Below are 16,910 nucleotides of genomic sequence, written 5' to 3' on the forward strand. Positions count from 1 at the left end.
GAGCGATGAGCGGCGGGTCCGAGCGCGACGAGCACTTCCTGCGCCTTTCCTTTGCGGTCGCCCGCCGTTCCCTCACCCACGGCAACCATCCCTTCGGTTGCATCGTCGTCGATGCGGAAGGCAAGGTCCTGATCGAAGCCGAGAACGGCTACATGCCCGATCACGACGGCACCGCGCATGCCGAGCGTCTCGCCGCGACGCAGGCCTGCCGCACGCTCGGCCGCGAGGTGTTGGCGAAGGCCACGCTCTATTCCTCCGCCGAGCCCTGCGCGATGTGCGCCGGCGCGATCTACTGGGCCGGCATCGGCCGAGTCGTCTATGGCCTCAGCGAACACCGCCTGCGCAGCATCACCGGCGATCATCCGGAGAATCCGACGCTAGACCTGCCCTGCCGCGAGGTCTTTGCCAGTGGCCAGAGGCCGACAGACGTTGCGGGGCCGTTGCTCGAAGACGAGGCCGAAGCGCTGCACGATGGCGTGTGGACGAAGTAGCAAACACCAATTCAATTTCGTAGAGCGGATTGCGCCCACGGCTCATCCCCTACCTTCTTGCCCCCAAACGAAGATGACGCCGCGGAGGTTTGACGCGGCGTCATCGTCATTCACCTGAAGAGTGTCAGGTGGTTAGAACTTCACAGTGATACCGGAGTAGAGCGAGGACTCGGTGCAGGATCCGGTGCTCACCTTCGTACCACCGACGAAGGTGGTGCAAGCAAAGGCATTGTTGTGATCGAGGCCGAACTTGTTCTGCCAGTAGCGATAGGCGACCCAGACGTCGACGAAGTGCGAGTACTTGTCGCCCCAAATCGCCTTCGAGGCATCGAGGGTCAGGCGGATTGGCTCGGAGTTGAACTCGACCTTGGTGGGATAGACGCCGTTGGCGACGCTGGCGGGAAGCGGCTCAGTGTCGGTGCCCTTCTTGCCGTACCACGCCGCGCGGCCGCTGATCGAGAAATACTGCATGTTCTGCGGCAGGAAGCCGAGGTCCATATAGTAGTTGGTTTCGATCGCCCAGGTCGGCTTGAACGACGTGTTGCCGTCGGCAATACACGGAGCGGACCAACCGGCGCCGCACTGCGAGAAGGAGTTGTGGTTGGCGAACTCCCAGTACACCAGCGGCGCGACGTTGAAGTAGCCCTTATAGGGAAGATCGAAGGCGAACTGCAGACCCGCGACAACGTCGCGCTTGGCGGCGCCGAAATACCGGTTCTCCGTGTTGGCATCCATACCAACCTCGAACGAGATGTTGTGCAGGGGGCCTTGCGTGAAGGCCTTGGTGTTGAAGATCTCGTTCCAGCCGAAGGTCGAGCGGAAAAGGCCGTAGATTTCTGTCGCGCCGGCACAGCTCGTCGGCGTCGCCGCGAAGCCCGCAGCCGGCGAAACGACCACGCCTGTGGCGGTGCAGGGGCCTGCCGGATCGTTGTGGTCCGACTTGAACATCGAGATGGTGAAGAAGTTGGTGCCGTAGGTCCAGGCATCGAAGTGGGTGAAGGAGTAGACCTGCTTCGTCGTCTTGGCGTTGATCACACCGTTGGTGTTGGTGAACGCACCGGGCTGCGAGGCATTGAAGATGTAGGAGAAGGTGACGCGGTCGTCGATCACCAGGAAGAACGGAAGGTCGGCCGCCTTCTTGGCAGCCTTGACCGGCAAGTCGGCTGCCTGAGCCATGCCACCGGTAGCGAGCGTAGCAAGTGACAGCGCCGCCGCTGCAACTGCCTTCATACGAAACGACATCGAATACCCCCAAGTTTGGACACGTAAAAATGAACGTCCCTTGGGTGCGACACTTGCGCCGATCTCCCGGAGTGAGAAGCCTCAACTTGTTTCAAGGCATGCCGCTTGTTTGCACAGGGTGCTGCGTTTCACTGGCGGATTTGGAAGGCCAAGCCTCACCGCCACACGTCAGGCGAGAGCGGCCATTGCCGGATATTCCCGTTTGATTTCGCTCGCCTTTTCATGTCGAGCGGACGAGGCAGACAAGATGGGCGGGAGTTACTGTTGCGGTGTTCGCAAATGCATACGCGTGATGGCGCGTCTCTGCTTAACTTCACGCCAAGCCTGCATAGCGGGTTCCGATTTGGCTTGAGCCGTCACAAATTTGCAACACGCGTCGCACGCAAGTCGGGACTGCAAAGGCTGCTCGGCAGGCATTTGAGGACGATCGCCTCCCGGCGACAGCCGCGACTCGCCGACACCACTTGCCTGCCGAAGCGTTGAGCAAGGGATGACGCTTTTTCACACCTTACGCGGCGGTTCAAACTAGCCCAGTATTGAGGCACTTCACCCCATGCAAGCGCATCAGCGAATGTTGGATCCCACGGCTAAGAGCTTGCATTCCGGCGAGTCCCCGCTCCTCAGGACGGTCGGGCTCACCAAGCGCTATGGCGATTTCCTCGCCAACGATGCCATCGACATCGATATCTGGCCAACGGAAATCCACGCGCTGCTGGGCGAGAACGGCGCCGGCAAGTCGACGCTGGTCAAGGCGATCTACGGGCTGATCCAGCCCAGCGCTGGCCAGATTTTCTGGCAGGGCCAGCCGATCGTGCTGTCCGGCCCCTCGGAAGCGCGCAGCCGCGGCAACGGCATGGTGTTCCAGCACTTCTCGTTGTTTGACAATCTCACCGTCGCCGAGAACGTCGCGCTCGGCCTCGACGGGAAAGAATCCTTCAAGGACATGTCGGCGCGGCTTGAGCAGGTGTCGAAGACTTATGGATTGCCGCTCGATCCCAAACGCGAGGTCTGGCAATTGTCGGTCGGCGAACGCCAGCGCATCGAGATCGTTCGCGCGCTCATGCAGGATCCACAATTCCTGATCCTTGACGAGCCCACCGCGGTGCTGACGCCACAGGAAGCCGACCAGCTCTTCATCGTGCTGGAGCGGCTCAAGGCCGAAGGCCGCGCGATCCTCTATATCAGCCACAAGCTCGAAGAGGTGAAGCGCCTGTGCGACACGGCAACGATCCTGCGCGGCGGCAAGAAGGTGGAGACCTGCAATCCCAGGCTTGAGACCGCCGCTTCGCTCGCGCGCATGATGGTCGGCGGCGAGATCAAGGAAGTGAAGGCGGCCGCCGGCCGGCAGACCACGGTGCCGCGCCTCGTCGTCAACGATCTCTCGCTCGCGCCCGGCGAGGCGCATGGCGTGCGGCTCGAGCACATCTCGTTCGAGCTGAAAGGCGGCGAGATCCTCGGCATCGCCGGGGTCGCCGGCAACGGCCAGGACGAGCTGTTCGCCGCGCTGTCCGGCGAACGCCTGTCGAAGGATCCCGGCACGATCGTGATCGAAGGCCTTGCTGCCGGCCATCTCTCGATCACGCAGCGCCGCAAGCTCGGCGCGGCCTTCGTTCCCGAGGAGCGCCTCGGCCATGGCACCGCGCCGCGCATGAAACTTTCGGAGAATGCGCTGCTCACCGGGCATGCCGCCAGCGGCATGGTCCATCACGGCTTCATCGATACTGCGGCCACTCTGAAGACGGTCGACCGCGCAACCGAGACGTTCGATGTCCGCAAGGCCAAGCGCGATCCGGAAGCAGCATCCCTCTCCGGCGGCAATTTGCAGAAGTTCATTGTGGGACGCGAGATCCTGCGCAATCCCGCGGTGCTGGTGGTGAGCCAGCCGACCTGGGGCGTCGACGCCGGCGCTGCCGCCGTCATCCGCCAGGCGCTGCTTGATCTCGCAACCGCAGGCGCCGCCGTGCTCGTCACCAGCCAGGACCTCGACGAGCTCGCGGAAATCGCCGACCGCATCGCCGTGATGTTCCATGGCCATCTGTCTGCACCGCTCGCCACCAGCGAGGCGACGCGCGAAAAACTCGGCCTGTTGATGGGCGGCAGCACGCTGGAGCCGAAGGAGGCCGCGCATGCAGTTGGTGCTTGAGAAGCGCGCCGAGCGCTCCAACACGATCGCGCTGATCTCTCCGCTGATCGCGATCGGCCTCACGATCGTGACCATGGTCATCCTGTTCGCGATCCTCGGCAAGAATCCGCTGCTCGCCCTGCACGCCTATTTCATCGCGCCTTTGACCGACAGCTATTCGCTCCAGGAAATCGCGGTGAAGGCAACTCCGCTGGTGATGATCGCGATCGGACTATCGCTCTGCTATCTCGCCAATGCCTGGAACATCGGCGCCGAAGGGCAGTTCCTGATTGGTGCAGTCGCCGGAAGCTGGATTGCGGTGAAGACGCAGGGCACCGACGCCGGCGTCTGGGTGCTGCCGGTCATGCTCGTGCTCGCCGCCGCGGCGGGCGCGCTCTACGCACTGATCCCGGCAATCTGCAAGGTGAAGTTCGGCGCCAGCGAAATCCTGACCAGCCTGATGCTGGTCTATGTCGCCGATCTCTTTCTCGACTATCTCGTGCGCGGCCCCTGGCGCGATCCACACGGTTTCAACTTCCCGACCACCGCCGAGTTCGATCCGGTCGCAACGGTGCCGCTGCTGATCGAAGGCGGCCGGCTGCATCTCGGCTCCATCATCGCCCTTCTCGTCGTCGCGGCGGTGGCGATCCTGCTCGGGCGCACCATCAAGGGATTCGAGATTCGCGTGGTCGGTGCGGCGCCTCGCGCCGCGCGGTTCGGCGGCTTCAATTCCAACCAGTTGATCATCCTGACCTTCGCCGTCTCGGGCGCGCTGGCCGGCCTCGCCGGCATCATCGAGGTCGCGGGTCCGGTCGGACATCTCCAGCCCGGCATCTCGCCGGGTTACGGTTTTACGGCGATCATCGTGGCCTTTCTCGGCCGGTTGAACCCCCTTGGAATATTAATTGCAGGCCTTTTTCTCGCGTTGACCTTTATCGGCGGCGAGCAGGCGCAGATCGCGATGAAGATCCCGTTGGACGTCACCAAGGTTTTTCAAGGCATCCTGCTGTTCTACGTGCTCGCCTGCGATTCCCTCATTCTCTACCGCTTCAAGCTGGTCTTCCCGAACCGACAGGTGGCTCGTGGAACTCATTGAAGCCATCATTCTCGCAGTGCTCGCCGCTTCGACGCCGCTCCTGATCGCGGCGACCGGCGAGCTCGTGACCGAGCGCTCCGGCGTACTCAATCTCGGCGTCGAGGGCATGATGATCGTCGGTGCCGCGTGTGGCTTTGCAGGTGCGTGGCTGACCGGCTCGATCTTCATTGGCGCACTGTTTGGCATCGTCGCCGGCACGCTGATGTCACTGGTCTTCGCACTGATGGCGCTCGGACTTGCGGTCAACCAGGTTGCAACGGGTCTTGCGCTGACCATCCTGGGCGTCGGACTCTCCGGCCTGATCGGCGCCGGTTTCGTCGGCGAGCGCATCACCCCGGCGCGACATCTCAATATTCCCGGTCTCACCGATATTCCGCTGGTCGGCCGCGTGTTGTTCGGCGAGGACGCCTTTGTCTATTTCTCGCTGGCGCTGGTCGTCGGCGTCTGGTGGTTCCTGTACCGCACGCGGCCAGGATTGATCCTGCGCGCCTGCGGCGACAACCATGTCTCCGCGCATGCGCTCGGCTATCCCGTGCTGCGCATCCGCACCTTAGCGGTGATGTTCGGCGGCGCCTGCGCCGGACTTGCCGGTGCCTATCTGCCGCTCGCCTATACGCCGTTCTTCATTCCGGGCATGACCGCGGGACGCGGCTGGATCGCGCTGGCGCTGGTGGTGTTCTCGTCCTGGCGGCCGGGCCGCCTCGTGGTGGGCGCCTATCTGTTCGGCGCGGTGACGATCCTGCAGCTGCACGCGCAGGGCTGGGGCGTCGGCATTCCCTCGCAGTTGATGTCGGCGCTGCCTTACCTTGCGACTGTCGTCGTCCTGGTCCTGCTCTCCCGCGCGCGCACGGGTGGATCGACCGCACCGGCTGCGCTTGGCACCGTGTTCGTGCCTGACCGCTGAGTTTCATTTCCACACCGTGCGCGATGGGGCGCGCACGTTGCGGATCGTGGCTTTCCCCTGACATTTGGAGATTGATGATGAGGAAATCACTTCTTGCGCTGGCTGCCGGGCTCTTGCTTGCCGGGAGCGTCAGTGCAGCCTCCGCAGCCGACAAGCTGAAAGTCGGATTTATCTACCTCGGCCCGGTCGGTGACCTCGGCTGGACCTATCAGCATGAGCTGGCACGCCAGGCGCTAGTGAAGGATCTCGGCGACAAGATCGAGACCACCTTTCTCGAAAACGTGCCTGAAGGCCCCGACGCCGAGCGCTCCATCGAACAGCTCGTCCGCGCCGGCAACAAGCTGATCTTCACCACCTCGTTCGGCTACATGGATCCGACGCTGAAGGTCGCGAAGAAATATCCGAACGTGCATTTCGAGCACGCGACCGGCTACAAGCGCAACCCCAACATGTCGACCTATTCGGCTAAATGGTATCAGGGCCGCTACATCCAGGGCCTGATCGCGGCCAAGATGTCGAAGTCCGGCGTGCTCGGCTATATCGGCTCGTTCCCGATTCCCGAGGTCGTCTCCGGCATCAACGCGACGATCCTCGCCGCGCAGACCATCAACCCGAACATCAAGGTCAAGATCATCTGGGCCAACACCTGGTTCGACCCGGGCAAGGAAGCCGACGCCGCCAAGGCGCTAATCGACCAGGGCGCCGACATCATCATGCAGCACACGGATTCGCCCGCTGCGATGCAGATTGCCAGCGAACGCGGCAAGCTCGCCTTCGGCCAGGATTCCGAGATGATCAAGTTCGGGCCGAAGACCCAGCTGACCTCGATCCTCGATACCTGGGGTCCGTACTACATCGCCCGGGTCAAAGCGGAACTCGACGGCACCTGGAAATCCGAGGACAGCTGGGGCGGCCTCGACAGCCACATGTTCGCGATGGCGCCCTACACCAACATGCCCGACGACGTGAAGAAGATCGCCGAGGATGCCCAGGCCGCAATCACCGCGGGCAAGCTGCATCCGTTCAAGTGCCCGGTCGTTGGGCAGGATGGCAAGCCGGTCGAGTGCAAGGGCGGCGCCAATCTCGACGACGGCCAGATCCTCGGCATGAATTTCTACGTGAAGGGCATCGACGACAAGCTGCCGGGCAAGTAGCACGCTTCTTGCATCGCCTAAATCACCTGCTCCTCCCGGAGGAGGTTCGGAGGGGGTGGCCAGAAGCACCCGGCACTTGTGGTCGCCCCCTCTTTCTATTTTCGCCTGGATACTATCCCGCCTGCATGGCCCGCGCCGCCGAACTGTGGCGGTGGATGAGGTCTGCCACATCTAGGCCGGGGACCGCGCCGTCGATCACGACCCATTTTCCTGCCACCATCACCCTATCGGCCCGATGCGCCCCGCACAGCACCAGTGCGGCCAGGGGATCGCCATGGCCGGAGAAGCGTAGCTCGTCGAGCCTGAACAGCGCGAGATCGGCCGCCTTGCCGAGCGCGATCTCGCCGAGTTCCGGCCGGCCGACGCAGGCTGCCGAGCCCTTGGTGGCCCAGCGCAGCGCATCCTTGTGACTGACCTTCGTCACCCCGTAGCGCGCCCGTTGCAGCAGGAACGCGGCCCGCACCTCCTGCATCAGGTTCGATCCGTCGTTCGAGGCCGAGCCATCGACGCCGATGCCGATGCCGACGCCGGCCTCCTCCATTTCGCACACCGGACAGCAGCCCGACGCCAGAAGCTGATTGCTGCATGCGCAATGACTGATGGTCGTCTTCGCCTTGCCGAGCCGCTTCATCTCGTCTGCGTTGAAGAAGATGCCATGGGCGAGCCACGTCCGCGCATTGAGCCAGCCGCATTGTTCGAGATAGTCGAGCGGACGGCAGCCATACATCTGCAGGCAGAATTTGTTCTCGTCCTCGGTCTCGGCGAGATGGGTATGCAGGCGTACGTCAAGCTTGTCGGCCAGATCGGCGGTGGCGCGCATCAGGGACGTCGTCACCGAGAAGGGCGAGCATGGCGCCAGCGCGATCTGCACCATCGCATCCGCGCCGCGCTGGTGGTACTTGGCGACCACGCGCGCGCTGTCCGCGAGGATCGTGTCCTCGTCCTGCACGACGCTGTCAGGGGGCAGGCCGCCATCGCGCTGTGACAGGTTCATCGAGCCGCGCGTGAGCAGCACGCGCACGCCGAGCCGCCTGGCCACCCCCACCTCGATATCGACGGCGTCTTCGAGCCCTGCCGGAAATACATAGTGATGATCCGTCGTGGTGGTGCAGCCCGAGAGCAGCAGTTCGGACATCGCCACGGTGACAGCGAGCTCGAGCGCATCCGGCGTCAGCTTCGCCCACACCGGATAGAGCGCCTGGAGCCAGGGGAACAGCTCGCGGTCCATCGCCGCGGGTAGCGCCCGTGTCAGCGTCTGGTAGAAATGGTGATGGGTGTTGATGAGGCCCGGCAGCACGACGTGGTCGCCAGCGTCGAACACCGCGACGTCAGCGGTTGCGGGCGCAGCGCCGGCCGGCACCAGCTCGACGATCCGGCCGCCTTTCACCACGATCCCGCGCTCGGCGCCATCGGCGAGGATAGCCAGAGGATCCCTGATCCAGATCGGCTTTGCGTCGCTCATGATCCCGCTTCTCCTCACATCCGCTGACGACAGGCCTGCACGGCAGGGGCCGGCCCGATTGCACTTTTGCTGCGACTTGTTGTTGCGACTTGGCGCTCGTCTTGCAAGACTTTCTCCTGGCTCGATTCACTCGTTGGAAGCGTTGACGTCGCCATGGACTTGAATACCATCACAGCGGTCGCCCATCCGCAAACGCGCGCGCAGCTGCCCGTTTGGACGCCAGGTGATGCTTGGCTCGCGGGCGGCACCTGGCTGTTCTCGGAGCCGCAAGTTCACCTCACTCGGCTCATCGATCTCATCGATCTGAAATGGCCGGCGCTGACGGTCACCGAGAGCCATTTCAGCATCGCGGCCACCTGCACCCTTGCACAGCTCGATGGATTCGTCTGCCCACCCGACTGGTTCGCGGCGCCGCTGATCAACCAGTGCTGCCGCGCCTTCCTTGCTTCGTTCAAGATCTGGAAGACGGCGACCGTCGGCGGTAATCTCTGCATGTCGCTTCCGGCGGGACCGATGATCTCGCTCACCGCGGCGCTGGAGGGCGTCTGCACCATCTGGAAGGCCGGCGGCGGCGAACAGATGATGCCCGTCGTCGACTTCGTCACCGGCAACCAGCTCAACCTTCTGGCGCCGGGGGACCTGCTCCGGCAGATCGATATCCCGATTGCCGCCTTGAAGCGTCGTACGGTCTTTCGCCAGATCTCGCTGGCGCCGGTCGGCCGCTCGGCGGCGCTGGTGATCGGCAGTCTGGATGCCGATGGCACGTTGACGCTCACGGTCACCGCCTCGACCGTGCGGCCGATTCGGCTGTCCTTTCGCGAGGCCCCCGACGCGAAAGCGCTCCGTGAAGCCATCGCGCAGCAGATCACCGACGATCTCTACCACACCGACATCCACGGCAAGCCGCTGTGGCGCAAGCACATGACACTGCGGCTTGCCGAAGAGATCCGCGACGAACTCCTCGGAGCACCGTCGTCATGAGCTTCGAGGTCAACGGCACGACGTTTGCGCAGGAGCCACGCGCCGGCCAGTGCCTGCGCACGTTCCTGCGCGAGCTCGGCCATTTCGGCGTGAAGAAGGGCTGCGACGCCGGCGATTGCGGCGCCTGCACCGTGCTGCTGGACGGCGAGCCGGTGCATAGCTGCCTGATCCCGGCCTTCCGTGCCGAGGGGCGCGCCGTCACCACGATCGAAGGTCTCGGCGGAGACAGCGGCGCGCACCCGATGCAGCAGGCTTTCCTCGATGCGCAGGGCTTTCAATGCGGCTTCTGCACCGCCGGCATGATCCTGACCTGCGCCTCGCTGAACCAGGCGCAGCGCACCGATCTCGGCGTCGCGCTGAAGGGCAATATCTGCCGCTGCACCGGGTATCGTTCGATCGAGGATGCGTTGATCGGCAAGACCAATATCGAGGAGAACGTCGAGGCCGGCGCCGCATTCGGCCGCAGCCTGCCGGCGCCAGCTGGCCCCGATGTCGTGCGCGGCAAGGCGCGCTACACGTTCGACACGCAGATTGACGGCCTGCTGCATATCAAGCTGCTCCGGTCACCGCACGCCCACGCGAGAATCGTCGTGATCGACAAGTCGGAGGCCCTGAGCGTTCCCGGCGTGCACGCGGTGCTGACGCATGAGGATGCGCCAACCACTCTGATGTCGACCGCGCGGCATGAGAAGGACTGGATGGATCCCGAGGACACTCGTGTTCTCGACGACATCGTCCGCTTCATCGGCCAGAAGGTCGCAGCCGTCGTCGCAGACAGCGAAGCCGCCGCCGAGGACGCATGCCGCCGGCTGAAGGTCAGTTACGAGATTTTGCCCGCGCTGGTCGATCCGGAGCAGGCGATGGCGCCGGGTGCGCCCATCGTTCATCCCGATCGCACCACCGCGAACCGCGTTGCCGAAGCCCAGCGCAACCTCGCCGCGGAGACGCATGGCGAGTTCGGCGACGTCGCGGCTGCGCTCGCGACATCCGCCGTCACCTTCGAGGGCACCTTCCATAGTCACCGTGTGCAGCATGCCGCTTTGGAAACCCACGGCGGCCTCGCCTGGCTCGACGCTTCCGGCGTGCTCAATGTCCGCACCTCGACGCAGGTGCCGTTCCTGACCAGGCGCGCGCTGTCTGATATCTTCGAGCTTCCCATGGACAAGGTCCGCGTCTTCTGCGAGCGCGTCGGCGGCGGCTTTGGCGGCAAGCAGGAGATGTTCGTCGAGGACATTCTGGCGCTCGCCTCGCTCAAGACCGGCCGGCCGGTGAAGCTGGAGCTCACCCGCGAGGAGCAGTTCGTCGCGACGTCGACGCGGCATCCGATGCGGGTCCACGTCAAGGCCGGTGCAGACGCGGACGGCAAGCTCACCGCGCTCCAGCTCGACGTGCTCTCCAATACCGGCGCCTACGGCAATCACGCCGGCCCCGTGATGTTCCACTCGCTGGCCGAATCCATCAGCGTCTACAATTGCCCGAACAAGCGGGTCGACGGCTGCGCCGTCTACACCAATACGGTGCCGGCAGGCGCGTTTCGCGGATATGGCTTGCCGCAAACGCTGATCGCGGTCGAAGCCGCGATCGACGAACTGGCCAAGCAGCTCGGCATCAGCCCTTACGAGATGCGCCGGCGCAACGTCGTTAAGCCCGGCGATCCCATGGTGTCGCCACCGTCATCGGAATTCCACGACGTGCTCTACGGCTCCTACGGGCTCGACCAGTGCCTCGACCTCGTCGAGCGCGCGATGCAGGCTGATGGCCCGCAGCCGGACCTGTCGCCGGAGTGGCTGATCGGCGACGGCATCGCGCTGACGATGATCGATACGGTGCCCCCGGCGGGCCATCTCGCGGATGCGATGGTCACGCTCAACGACGACGCCAGCTTCGACCTCATCGTCGGTACCGCCGAATTCGGCAACGGCACCAGCACCGTGCACCGGCAGATCGCGGCCACGACGCTTGCGACCACCGTCGACCGCATCCGCCTGCGCCAGTCCGACACCGCCCATGGCGGCCACGACACCGGCGCCTATGGCAGCGCCGGCATGTTCGTTGCCGGCAAGGCGACGCATGCGGCAGCCATGCAGCTCGCGACTGAGCTGAAGGCGGCCGCCGCCGGCGCATGGCTCTGCGACGTCGGGAGCTGCGCGCTCGAGAACGAGGCCGTCGTCAGTGGCGTGCGGCGGATGTCCTTTGTGGAGCTGGCCAAGCTCGCGCGCGAACGCGGACAGCCGTTCGCAGGCGCCGGCAATTCCGGTGGCACGCCGCGTTCGGTCGGCTTTAACGTGCAAGGCTTTCGCGTTGCCGTGAGCAAGGGCACCGGCGAGCTCCGGATTCTCAGGAGCGTGCATGCGGCGGACGCCGGCGTCGTCGCCAATCCCATGCAGTGCCGCGGTCAGGTCGAAGGCGGTGTCGCGCAGGCACTCGGTGCCGCGCTCTACGAGGAGATGGTGATCGATGCGGACGGCCGCGTCGTCAACCCCAAATTCCGCGACTACCATCTTCCCTCCTTCGCGGATGTGCCCCGCACCGAAGTCTTCTTCGCCGAGACCTCCGACACGATCGGCCCGCTGGGGGCTAAGTCGATGAGCGAGAGTCCGTACAATCCGGTCGCCGCCGCCCTCGGCAACGCGATTGCCGATGCCACCGGCATCCGCTTCACGGCGCCGCCCTTCAAGCCGGACAGGCTGTTTCCGGCGCTGCACGATAAGTTTGGGTAGGCATATTTCGGGGGATTGATCCATGAGCAGCGAAGTGCATCCCGTCGACGAGGTCTTGCCGGTCCCGCGCCTGCTCGCGCTCGGGCTTCAGCATGTGCTGGTGATGTATGCCGGCGCGGTCGCGGTGCCCCTGATCATCGGGCGCGCACTCAAATTGCCGCCGGAGGATGTCGCCTTCCTGATCAGCGCCGACCTGTTCGCCTGCGGGCTTGCGACGCTGGTGCAATGCCTCGGTTTTCCCGGCGTCGGCATCCGACTGCCCGTGATGATGGGCGTGACCTTCGCATCCGTCGGTCCGATGCTGTCGATGGCGGCTTCACCTGACATCGGCCTGCTCGGCATCTACGGTTCGGTGATCGCCGCCGGCCTGTTTGGCGTTGTCGCAGCGCCGTTCGTCAGCCGGCTGTTGCCGCTATTTCCGCCCGTCGTCACCGGCAGCATCATTCTCGTCATTGGAATCTCCCTGATGCGGGTCGGCATCAACTGGGCCGGCGGCGGCCTGCCGACGCTGACCAGGATGGTGGACGGCGTCGCCGGCAGCTTTCCCAATCCGGCTTACGGACAGTTGCAGGGACTCGGCATCTCGCTGTTCGTGCTGCTCTTCATTCTCGGCCTGATCAAATGGGGCACCGGCTTTCTCGCCAACGTCTCCGTGCTGCTTGGCATCATCGCCGGCGCCGTGCTCGCGAGCATTCTGGGCGTGATGCATTTTGACAAGGTCGCTGCGGCCTCCTGGGGCGCCATCGTGATCCCGTTCCGCTTCGGCATGCCGCAATTCCATCTGGTACCTGTTATCACCATGTGCGTCGTCATGGTCGTCGTGATGATCGAATCGCTCGGCATGTTCCTCGCGCTCGGCGACATCACCGGCAAGACGGTCGATCGCGATGCCCTGAGCCGAGGCCTGCGCGCCGACGGCGTCGGCACGCTGCTCGGCGGCATCTTCAACACCTTCCCGTACACGTCGTTCTCGCAGAATGTCGGCCTCGTCTCGGTCACCGGCGTGCGCTCGCGCTGGGTGACGGTCACGGGCGGCTTCATCATGCTCGTGCTCGGCCTGTTGCCGAAGCTCGCCGCGCTGGTCGAGGCCGTGCCGCTGGTCGTGCTCGGCGGCGCCGGCCTCGTGATGTTCGGCATGGTCGCCGCGACAGGCGCACGCATCCTCACCTCGGTCGACTTCCGCAACAATCGCTACAATCTCTTCATCGTCGCGATCTCGATCGGCTTCGGCCTGATCCCGCTCGCCGCACCCGGCTTCTTCAGGAATTTACCGCACGATCTCCAGCCGCTGCTGGAGTCAGGCATTCTGCTCTGTGCGATCGTCTCCGTGCTGCTCAACGCCTTCTTCAACGGATTGAGCGGCGGCGCAGCCGCGGAAGCGGATGCAGCAGCGGTCGCCTCATCCGCGCAACATATTTAACTACCGCGATAGGTCGAATAGCTCCACGGCGTGACGAGCAACGGCACGTGGTAGTGGCTCTCCGGCTCGCTGATCGCGAAACGAAGCGGGATTTCGTCGAGAAACGGCGGGTCAGAGAGCTGCACGTTGCGCTCGGCGTAATATTTGGCCACGCTGAAGCGAAGCTCGTAGCGGCCGATCGGAAGCGGACGGCCGCCGATCAACGGCTGGTCGGTGCGGCCGTCCGCATTGGTCACCGCGCGCGCTATCACGCGGCTCTCGCCGAGGTTCGCGAGCTCGATCAGTTCGACCGGAATGCCTGGCGCAGGTTTGCCGACGTGGTTGTCCAGCACATGGGTCGAGAGCCGGCCGTGGACCTTGAGCTTGTCATCGGCTGCGACGAGTTGATCGAGCCGCAAAGCCGAGATGCGGCCAATCTCCTCGATCGCACGCCTCGTCTCGGTCTTGGGGATATTGCGCAACCGCGTCTCGAAATCGCGCAGCACGGAATCTTTGGTGTGACGGCGCACGCAGACGATATAGGGGATGTCGAACTTCTCGCGATAGGCATTGTTGACGCGCTCGAACGCCGCGTATTCGGCATCCGACAGCCGGTCGAGGCCGGCGCTGTTCTGCTCCTCGGTCGATTCCGCGGTGAGCCCCGCCGCGCGCTGGGTCTTGTTGGCGAGGTCCGGATGCGCCCGGATCAGCGCCAATTGCACGTCGGGTTCGGCACTCTGGATCGCCGCCATCAGCGCGGCGTGCAACTGGTTGATGCCGGCGAACCGTCGCTTCGCGGCCAGTTGCCCGGCGATCCACGGCGAGTATTCAACGACGTTGGCGAGCGCGGCAACGAAATCGGCTTCATCGGCGGCATTGAGATCGGACAGCGATATCTGCGACATCGTCCTCACCCGATCTCGAATGCATCGGCCGCAAGGTGCGCGAGCTTGTCGTGCCAATGCTGGGCGATCTGCAACCGTGTCGGCACCCAGACGCGGTCGTGCTTGCCGATGTAGTCGAGGAAGCGGATCAGCCCCGCCGCACGGCCGGGGCGACCGGCGAGACGACAGTGCAGGCCGACCGACATCATCTTCGGCGCGCTCTCGCCTTCGGCATAGAGCACGTCGAAGGCATCCTTCAAATAGGTGAAGAACTGCTCGCCTTCGGCAAATCCTTGCGGGTTGATGAAGCGCATGTCGTTGGCGTCGAGCGTATAGGGAATGACGAGCTGCTTGCCGCTCGCGCCCTTGATCCAATAGGGCAGATCATCGGCATAGGAATCGCTGAGATAGAGGAAGCCGCCCTCCTCCATCAACAGACGGTTGGTGTTGATCGAGGAGCGTCCGGTATACCAGCCGAGCGGACGCGAGCCTGTCGCGGCGGTGTGGACGCGGATCGCTTCCGCGATCTCCGCCCGCTCCTGCGCCTCGGTCATGTCCCTGTGCTCGATCCACTTCAGGCTGTGGCTGGCGATGTCCCAGCCCGCCTCCTTCATGGCAGCAACGATTTCCGGATTGCGCTTCAGCGCCGTGGCGACACCGAACACGGTGGTCGGCCACTTCCGCTCGCCGAACATCCGCCACAGCCGCCAGAAGCCGGCGCGCGAGCCATATTCGAACATCGATTCGATATTGGCGTGGCGCTGGCCGGGCCAAGGCTGAGCGCCGAGCACGTCGGACAGGAATGCTTCCGAGGCCGGGTCACCATGCAGGATGTTGTTTTCGCTGCCCTCCTCGAAATTGACGACGAACTGCACCGCGACCCGCGCGTTGCCGGGCCATTGCGGATGCGGCGGGTTGCGGCCGTAACCGCGGAGATCGCGCGGGTAGCGGGTACCAGTCACTCAGACTTCCTCGAAGCGGATCGGCAGCGCGCCCTTCCACAGCACGCTCTTGCCGAGCGTCGCCAAATTCTCCAGGCCGGAGGTCAGCGTGATGAAATGGTTGCCGGCGAGCTGCCCCATCTTGCTCGCGAAGTGCACGCCGCCATAGGCCATCAGGATCTCGGTCTCGCTGATGCCGCCGGGATAGAGGATGATCTGGCCGGGCGCGGGATAGCTGGTGTGGTTCTCGTAGCCGACACCGAAATCGAGGTCGCCGAGCGGCATCCACACGCCCTCGCCGCTCCAGCGCACGTGGATGATGTGGCTTTCGAACGGCAGCGCCTTGCGGAACGCGGCGACAGTCTTGGGCGCCGCTTGCTCCTCGAAACGGGCATCGAAGGTGAAGTCGCCGGCACGGATAACGAGTTTGCTCATCTCATCTCTCTGGATCGGGGGCGGTGGCCCCACGGGGAATTTTCAGGCAAAGAGCATTCCATCGGGCTTCGCGCAAGGGGCGCGGCAAGTCACCTCAAGTTACCTGCGGTCGTAGGACCAGCCGAAAACGCCACTCCGCCGCGTCTCGGGCTCCGGCTCGGCGGCGGGCTGCGGCGCCTCCCTCAGTTCCGCCTGCGGCGGCGGAGGCGGCACCGGCAAATTCTCGCATTTCATGGAATAGACCAGCTTGCCGTCCGCGGTATGCCCGATCGGCGCGCAGGGGTCCGGATGCGCCACCGATTTTTTTGGGGTCAGCTTGACCTGCGCCACCGCTGGCGCAGCGATCAGCAGAAGGACCAGCAGATATTTCGACATCATTGTCGCCTGAAAACCAGATCTGGCCCATTGAACCGGATTGGAGGGAGCAAGTCCACCGGTGCAACGGGCGCGATTGCCGAATATTTAGCCGAGGCTAGAAAATTGGCTCGCCCCAATGTGATGTCGCGAGCGCTGATATCGGCTGGGCGCGTCGCCATGTCAGCCGCGACGGCGAGCACACAAACACACAATCTCACAGCCGGGCTGTCGTCACGGGAGAAAGAAACAATGCAAAAGACTTTCATCATTCTCGGCGCGACGCTGATTGCCGCCGCCACGATCCAAATCGCCGCGGCGAACGACCGCCGTCATGTCCGCAAGGCGCAGCCCCATCCCATCACCCAGTCGGTGCGCGACTCCAACGCCGCGCTCTGGCCATCACAACGGACCGAGCCCGACTGGTCGCGCTATTCCAACGGCGCGATGTCTGCACCAGCGGGACGGTGATGCGGGAAGCCTAGCGCGATCAAGCGAAACTGCCTCCACGTCGCCATTGCGAGGAGCTCTTGCGACGAAGCAACCCAGACATTCTCCACGGATGCATTTCTGGATTGCTTCGCTGCGCTCGCAATGGCCTGGATTGCTTCGCTTCGCTCGCAATGCGAGCTATGAGGCGGCAGCGCCACGCTTCCAGCTCGCATTTTTGAAGCAGACACAGCTTCGCAGCCTCGCGGCTGATTTCGCCCGAGCTTTGCTTCGTC

The 16,910-nt window shown here is 64.1% G+C and carries 16 protein-coding genes; 9 read left to right on the top strand and 7 right to left on the bottom strand.

Annotated elements, in window-relative coordinates; all coding sequences use genetic code 11:
• Nucleotides 1-5: 5 nt before the first annotated feature.
• Nucleotides 6-491, top strand: a complete 486-nt coding sequence (locus tag IVB47_RS08400) for a nucleoside deaminase (protein WP_247436770.1) — start codon at nucleotides 6-8, stop codon at nucleotides 489-491.
• Between the two features lie 132 nt (nucleotides 492-623).
• Here the strand turns inward: IVB47_RS08400 and IVB47_RS08405 are convergent, their stop codons facing one another.
• Nucleotides 624-1,733, bottom strand: coding sequence for a hypothetical protein (locus IVB47_RS08405; protein WP_027566591.1), 1,110 nt, complete (start codon nucleotides 1,731-1,733; stop codon nucleotides 624-626).
• A gap of 571 nt (nucleotides 1,734-2,304) precedes the next feature.
• On the opposite strand from IVB47_RS08405, the gene IVB47_RS08410 reads away from it, so the two are divergent.
• The 4 genes from IVB47_RS08410 to IVB47_RS08425 all read left to right on the top strand — a co-directional run bounded on the left by IVB47_RS08410 (nucleotide 2,305) and on the right by IVB47_RS08425 (nucleotide 7,009).
• On the top strand, nucleotides 2,305-3,876 hold the full coding sequence (locus tag IVB47_RS08410; protein WP_247460973.1) for an ABC transporter ATP-binding protein: 1,572 nt from the start codon (nucleotides 2,305-2,307) through the stop codon (nucleotides 3,874-3,876).
• On the top strand, nucleotides 3,860-4,951 hold the full coding sequence (locus IVB47_RS08415; protein ID WP_247402824.1) for an ABC transporter permease: 1,092 nt from the start codon (nucleotides 3,860-3,862) through the stop codon (nucleotides 4,949-4,951). The genes IVB47_RS08410 and IVB47_RS08415 overlap by 17 nt, the downstream gene beginning before the upstream one ends.
• Nucleotides 4,938-5,855, top strand: a complete 918-nt coding sequence (locus IVB47_RS08420; RefSeq protein WP_247402821.1) for an ABC transporter permease — start codon at nucleotides 4,938-4,940, stop codon at nucleotides 5,853-5,855. The genes IVB47_RS08415 and IVB47_RS08420 overlap by 14 nt, the downstream gene beginning before the upstream one ends.
• Before the next feature lie 77 nt (nucleotides 5,856-5,932).
• Nucleotides 5,933-7,009 (top strand): BMP family ABC transporter substrate-binding protein, encoded by a 1,077-nt coding sequence (locus IVB47_RS08425; protein ID WP_247438164.1) that lies wholly within the window; start codon nucleotides 5,933-5,935, stop codon nucleotides 7,007-7,009.
• Nucleotides 7,010-7,121: 112 nt separating this feature from the next.
• Here IVB47_RS08425 and IVB47_RS08430 read toward each other — a convergent pair whose 3' ends face one another.
• Nucleotides 7,122-8,471 carry an 8-oxoguanine deaminase gene (locus IVB47_RS08430; protein ID WP_247460975.1) on the bottom strand — a complete coding sequence of 450 codons (1,350 nt, stop codon included), beginning with the start codon at nucleotides 8,469-8,471 and terminating at the stop codon, nucleotides 7,122-7,124.
• Nucleotides 8,472-8,624: 153 nt separating this feature from the next.
• Between IVB47_RS08430 and IVB47_RS08435 the strand changes: the two genes are divergently transcribed.
• The 3 genes from IVB47_RS08435 to IVB47_RS08445 are packed head-to-tail and all read left to right on the top strand — an operon-like array spanning nucleotide 8,625 to nucleotide 13,592.
• Nucleotides 8,625-9,452, top strand: coding sequence for an FAD binding domain-containing protein (locus tag IVB47_RS08435; RefSeq protein ID WP_247436731.1), 828 nt, complete (start codon nucleotides 8,625-8,627; stop codon nucleotides 9,450-9,452).
• Nucleotides 9,449-12,172 (top strand): molybdopterin-dependent oxidoreductase, encoded by a 2,724-nt coding sequence (locus IVB47_RS08440; protein WP_247436710.1) that lies wholly within the window; start codon nucleotides 9,449-9,451, stop codon nucleotides 12,170-12,172. The genes IVB47_RS08435 and IVB47_RS08440 overlap by 4 nt, the downstream gene beginning before the upstream one ends.
• A gap of 22 nt (nucleotides 12,173-12,194) precedes the next feature.
• Nucleotides 12,195-13,592, top strand: coding sequence for a nucleobase:cation symporter-2 family protein (locus IVB47_RS08445; RefSeq protein ID WP_247460977.1), 1,398 nt, complete (start codon nucleotides 12,195-12,197; stop codon nucleotides 13,590-13,592).
• Here the strand turns inward: IVB47_RS08445 and uraD are convergent.
• The 4 genes from uraD to IVB47_RS08465 all read right to left on the bottom strand — a co-directional run bounded on the left by uraD (nucleotide 13,589) and on the right by IVB47_RS08465 (nucleotide 16,209).
• Nucleotides 13,589-14,476 carry a 2-oxo-4-hydroxy-4-carboxy-5-ureidoimidazoline decarboxylase gene (gene uraD / locus IVB47_RS08450; RefSeq protein ID WP_247460979.1) on the bottom strand — a complete coding sequence of 296 codons (888 nt, stop codon included), beginning with the start codon at nucleotides 14,474-14,476 and terminating at the stop codon, nucleotides 13,589-13,591. The two genes, IVB47_RS08445 and uraD, sit on opposite strands and share 4 nt — an antisense overlap.
• Before the next feature lie 5 nt (nucleotides 14,477-14,481).
• Complete coding sequence (puuE, locus tag IVB47_RS08455) at nucleotides 14,482-15,417, bottom strand: allantoinase PuuE (protein WP_247290552.1); 936 nt, start codon at nucleotides 15,415-15,417, stop codon at nucleotides 14,482-14,484.
• Nucleotides 15,418-15,831 carry a DUF3830 family protein gene (locus tag IVB47_RS08460; RefSeq protein WP_027566580.1) on the bottom strand — a complete coding sequence of 138 codons (414 nt, stop codon included), beginning with the start codon at nucleotides 15,829-15,831 and terminating at the stop codon, nucleotides 15,418-15,420.
• Nucleotides 15,832-15,930: 99 nt separating this feature from the next.
• Nucleotides 15,931-16,209: a hypothetical protein gene (locus IVB47_RS08465; RefSeq protein ID WP_035961174.1), complete on the bottom strand. Its 279-nt coding sequence runs from the start codon at nucleotides 16,207-16,209 to the stop codon at nucleotides 15,931-15,933.
• 228 nt (nucleotides 16,210-16,437) lie between these two features.
• Between IVB47_RS08465 and IVB47_RS08470 the strand changes: the two genes are divergently transcribed.
• The gene (locus tag IVB47_RS08470; protein WP_027566578.1) at nucleotides 16,438-16,656 is read left to right on the top strand and encodes a hypothetical protein; all 219 of its coding nucleotides are present in this window, start codon (nucleotides 16,438-16,440) and stop codon (nucleotides 16,654-16,656) included.
• Nucleotides 16,657-16,675: 19 nt separating this feature from the next.
• Here the strand turns inward: IVB47_RS08470 and IVB47_RS08475 are convergent.
• The coding region (locus tag IVB47_RS08475) for a hypothetical protein (protein WP_247460981.1) at nucleotides 16,676-16,910 on the bottom strand (235 nt) is incomplete at its 5' end.

It is taken from the genome of Bradyrhizobium sp. 62, from assembly GCF_023073035.1.
Lineage (GTDB): Bacteria > Pseudomonadota > Alphaproteobacteria > Rhizobiales > Xanthobacteraceae > Bradyrhizobium.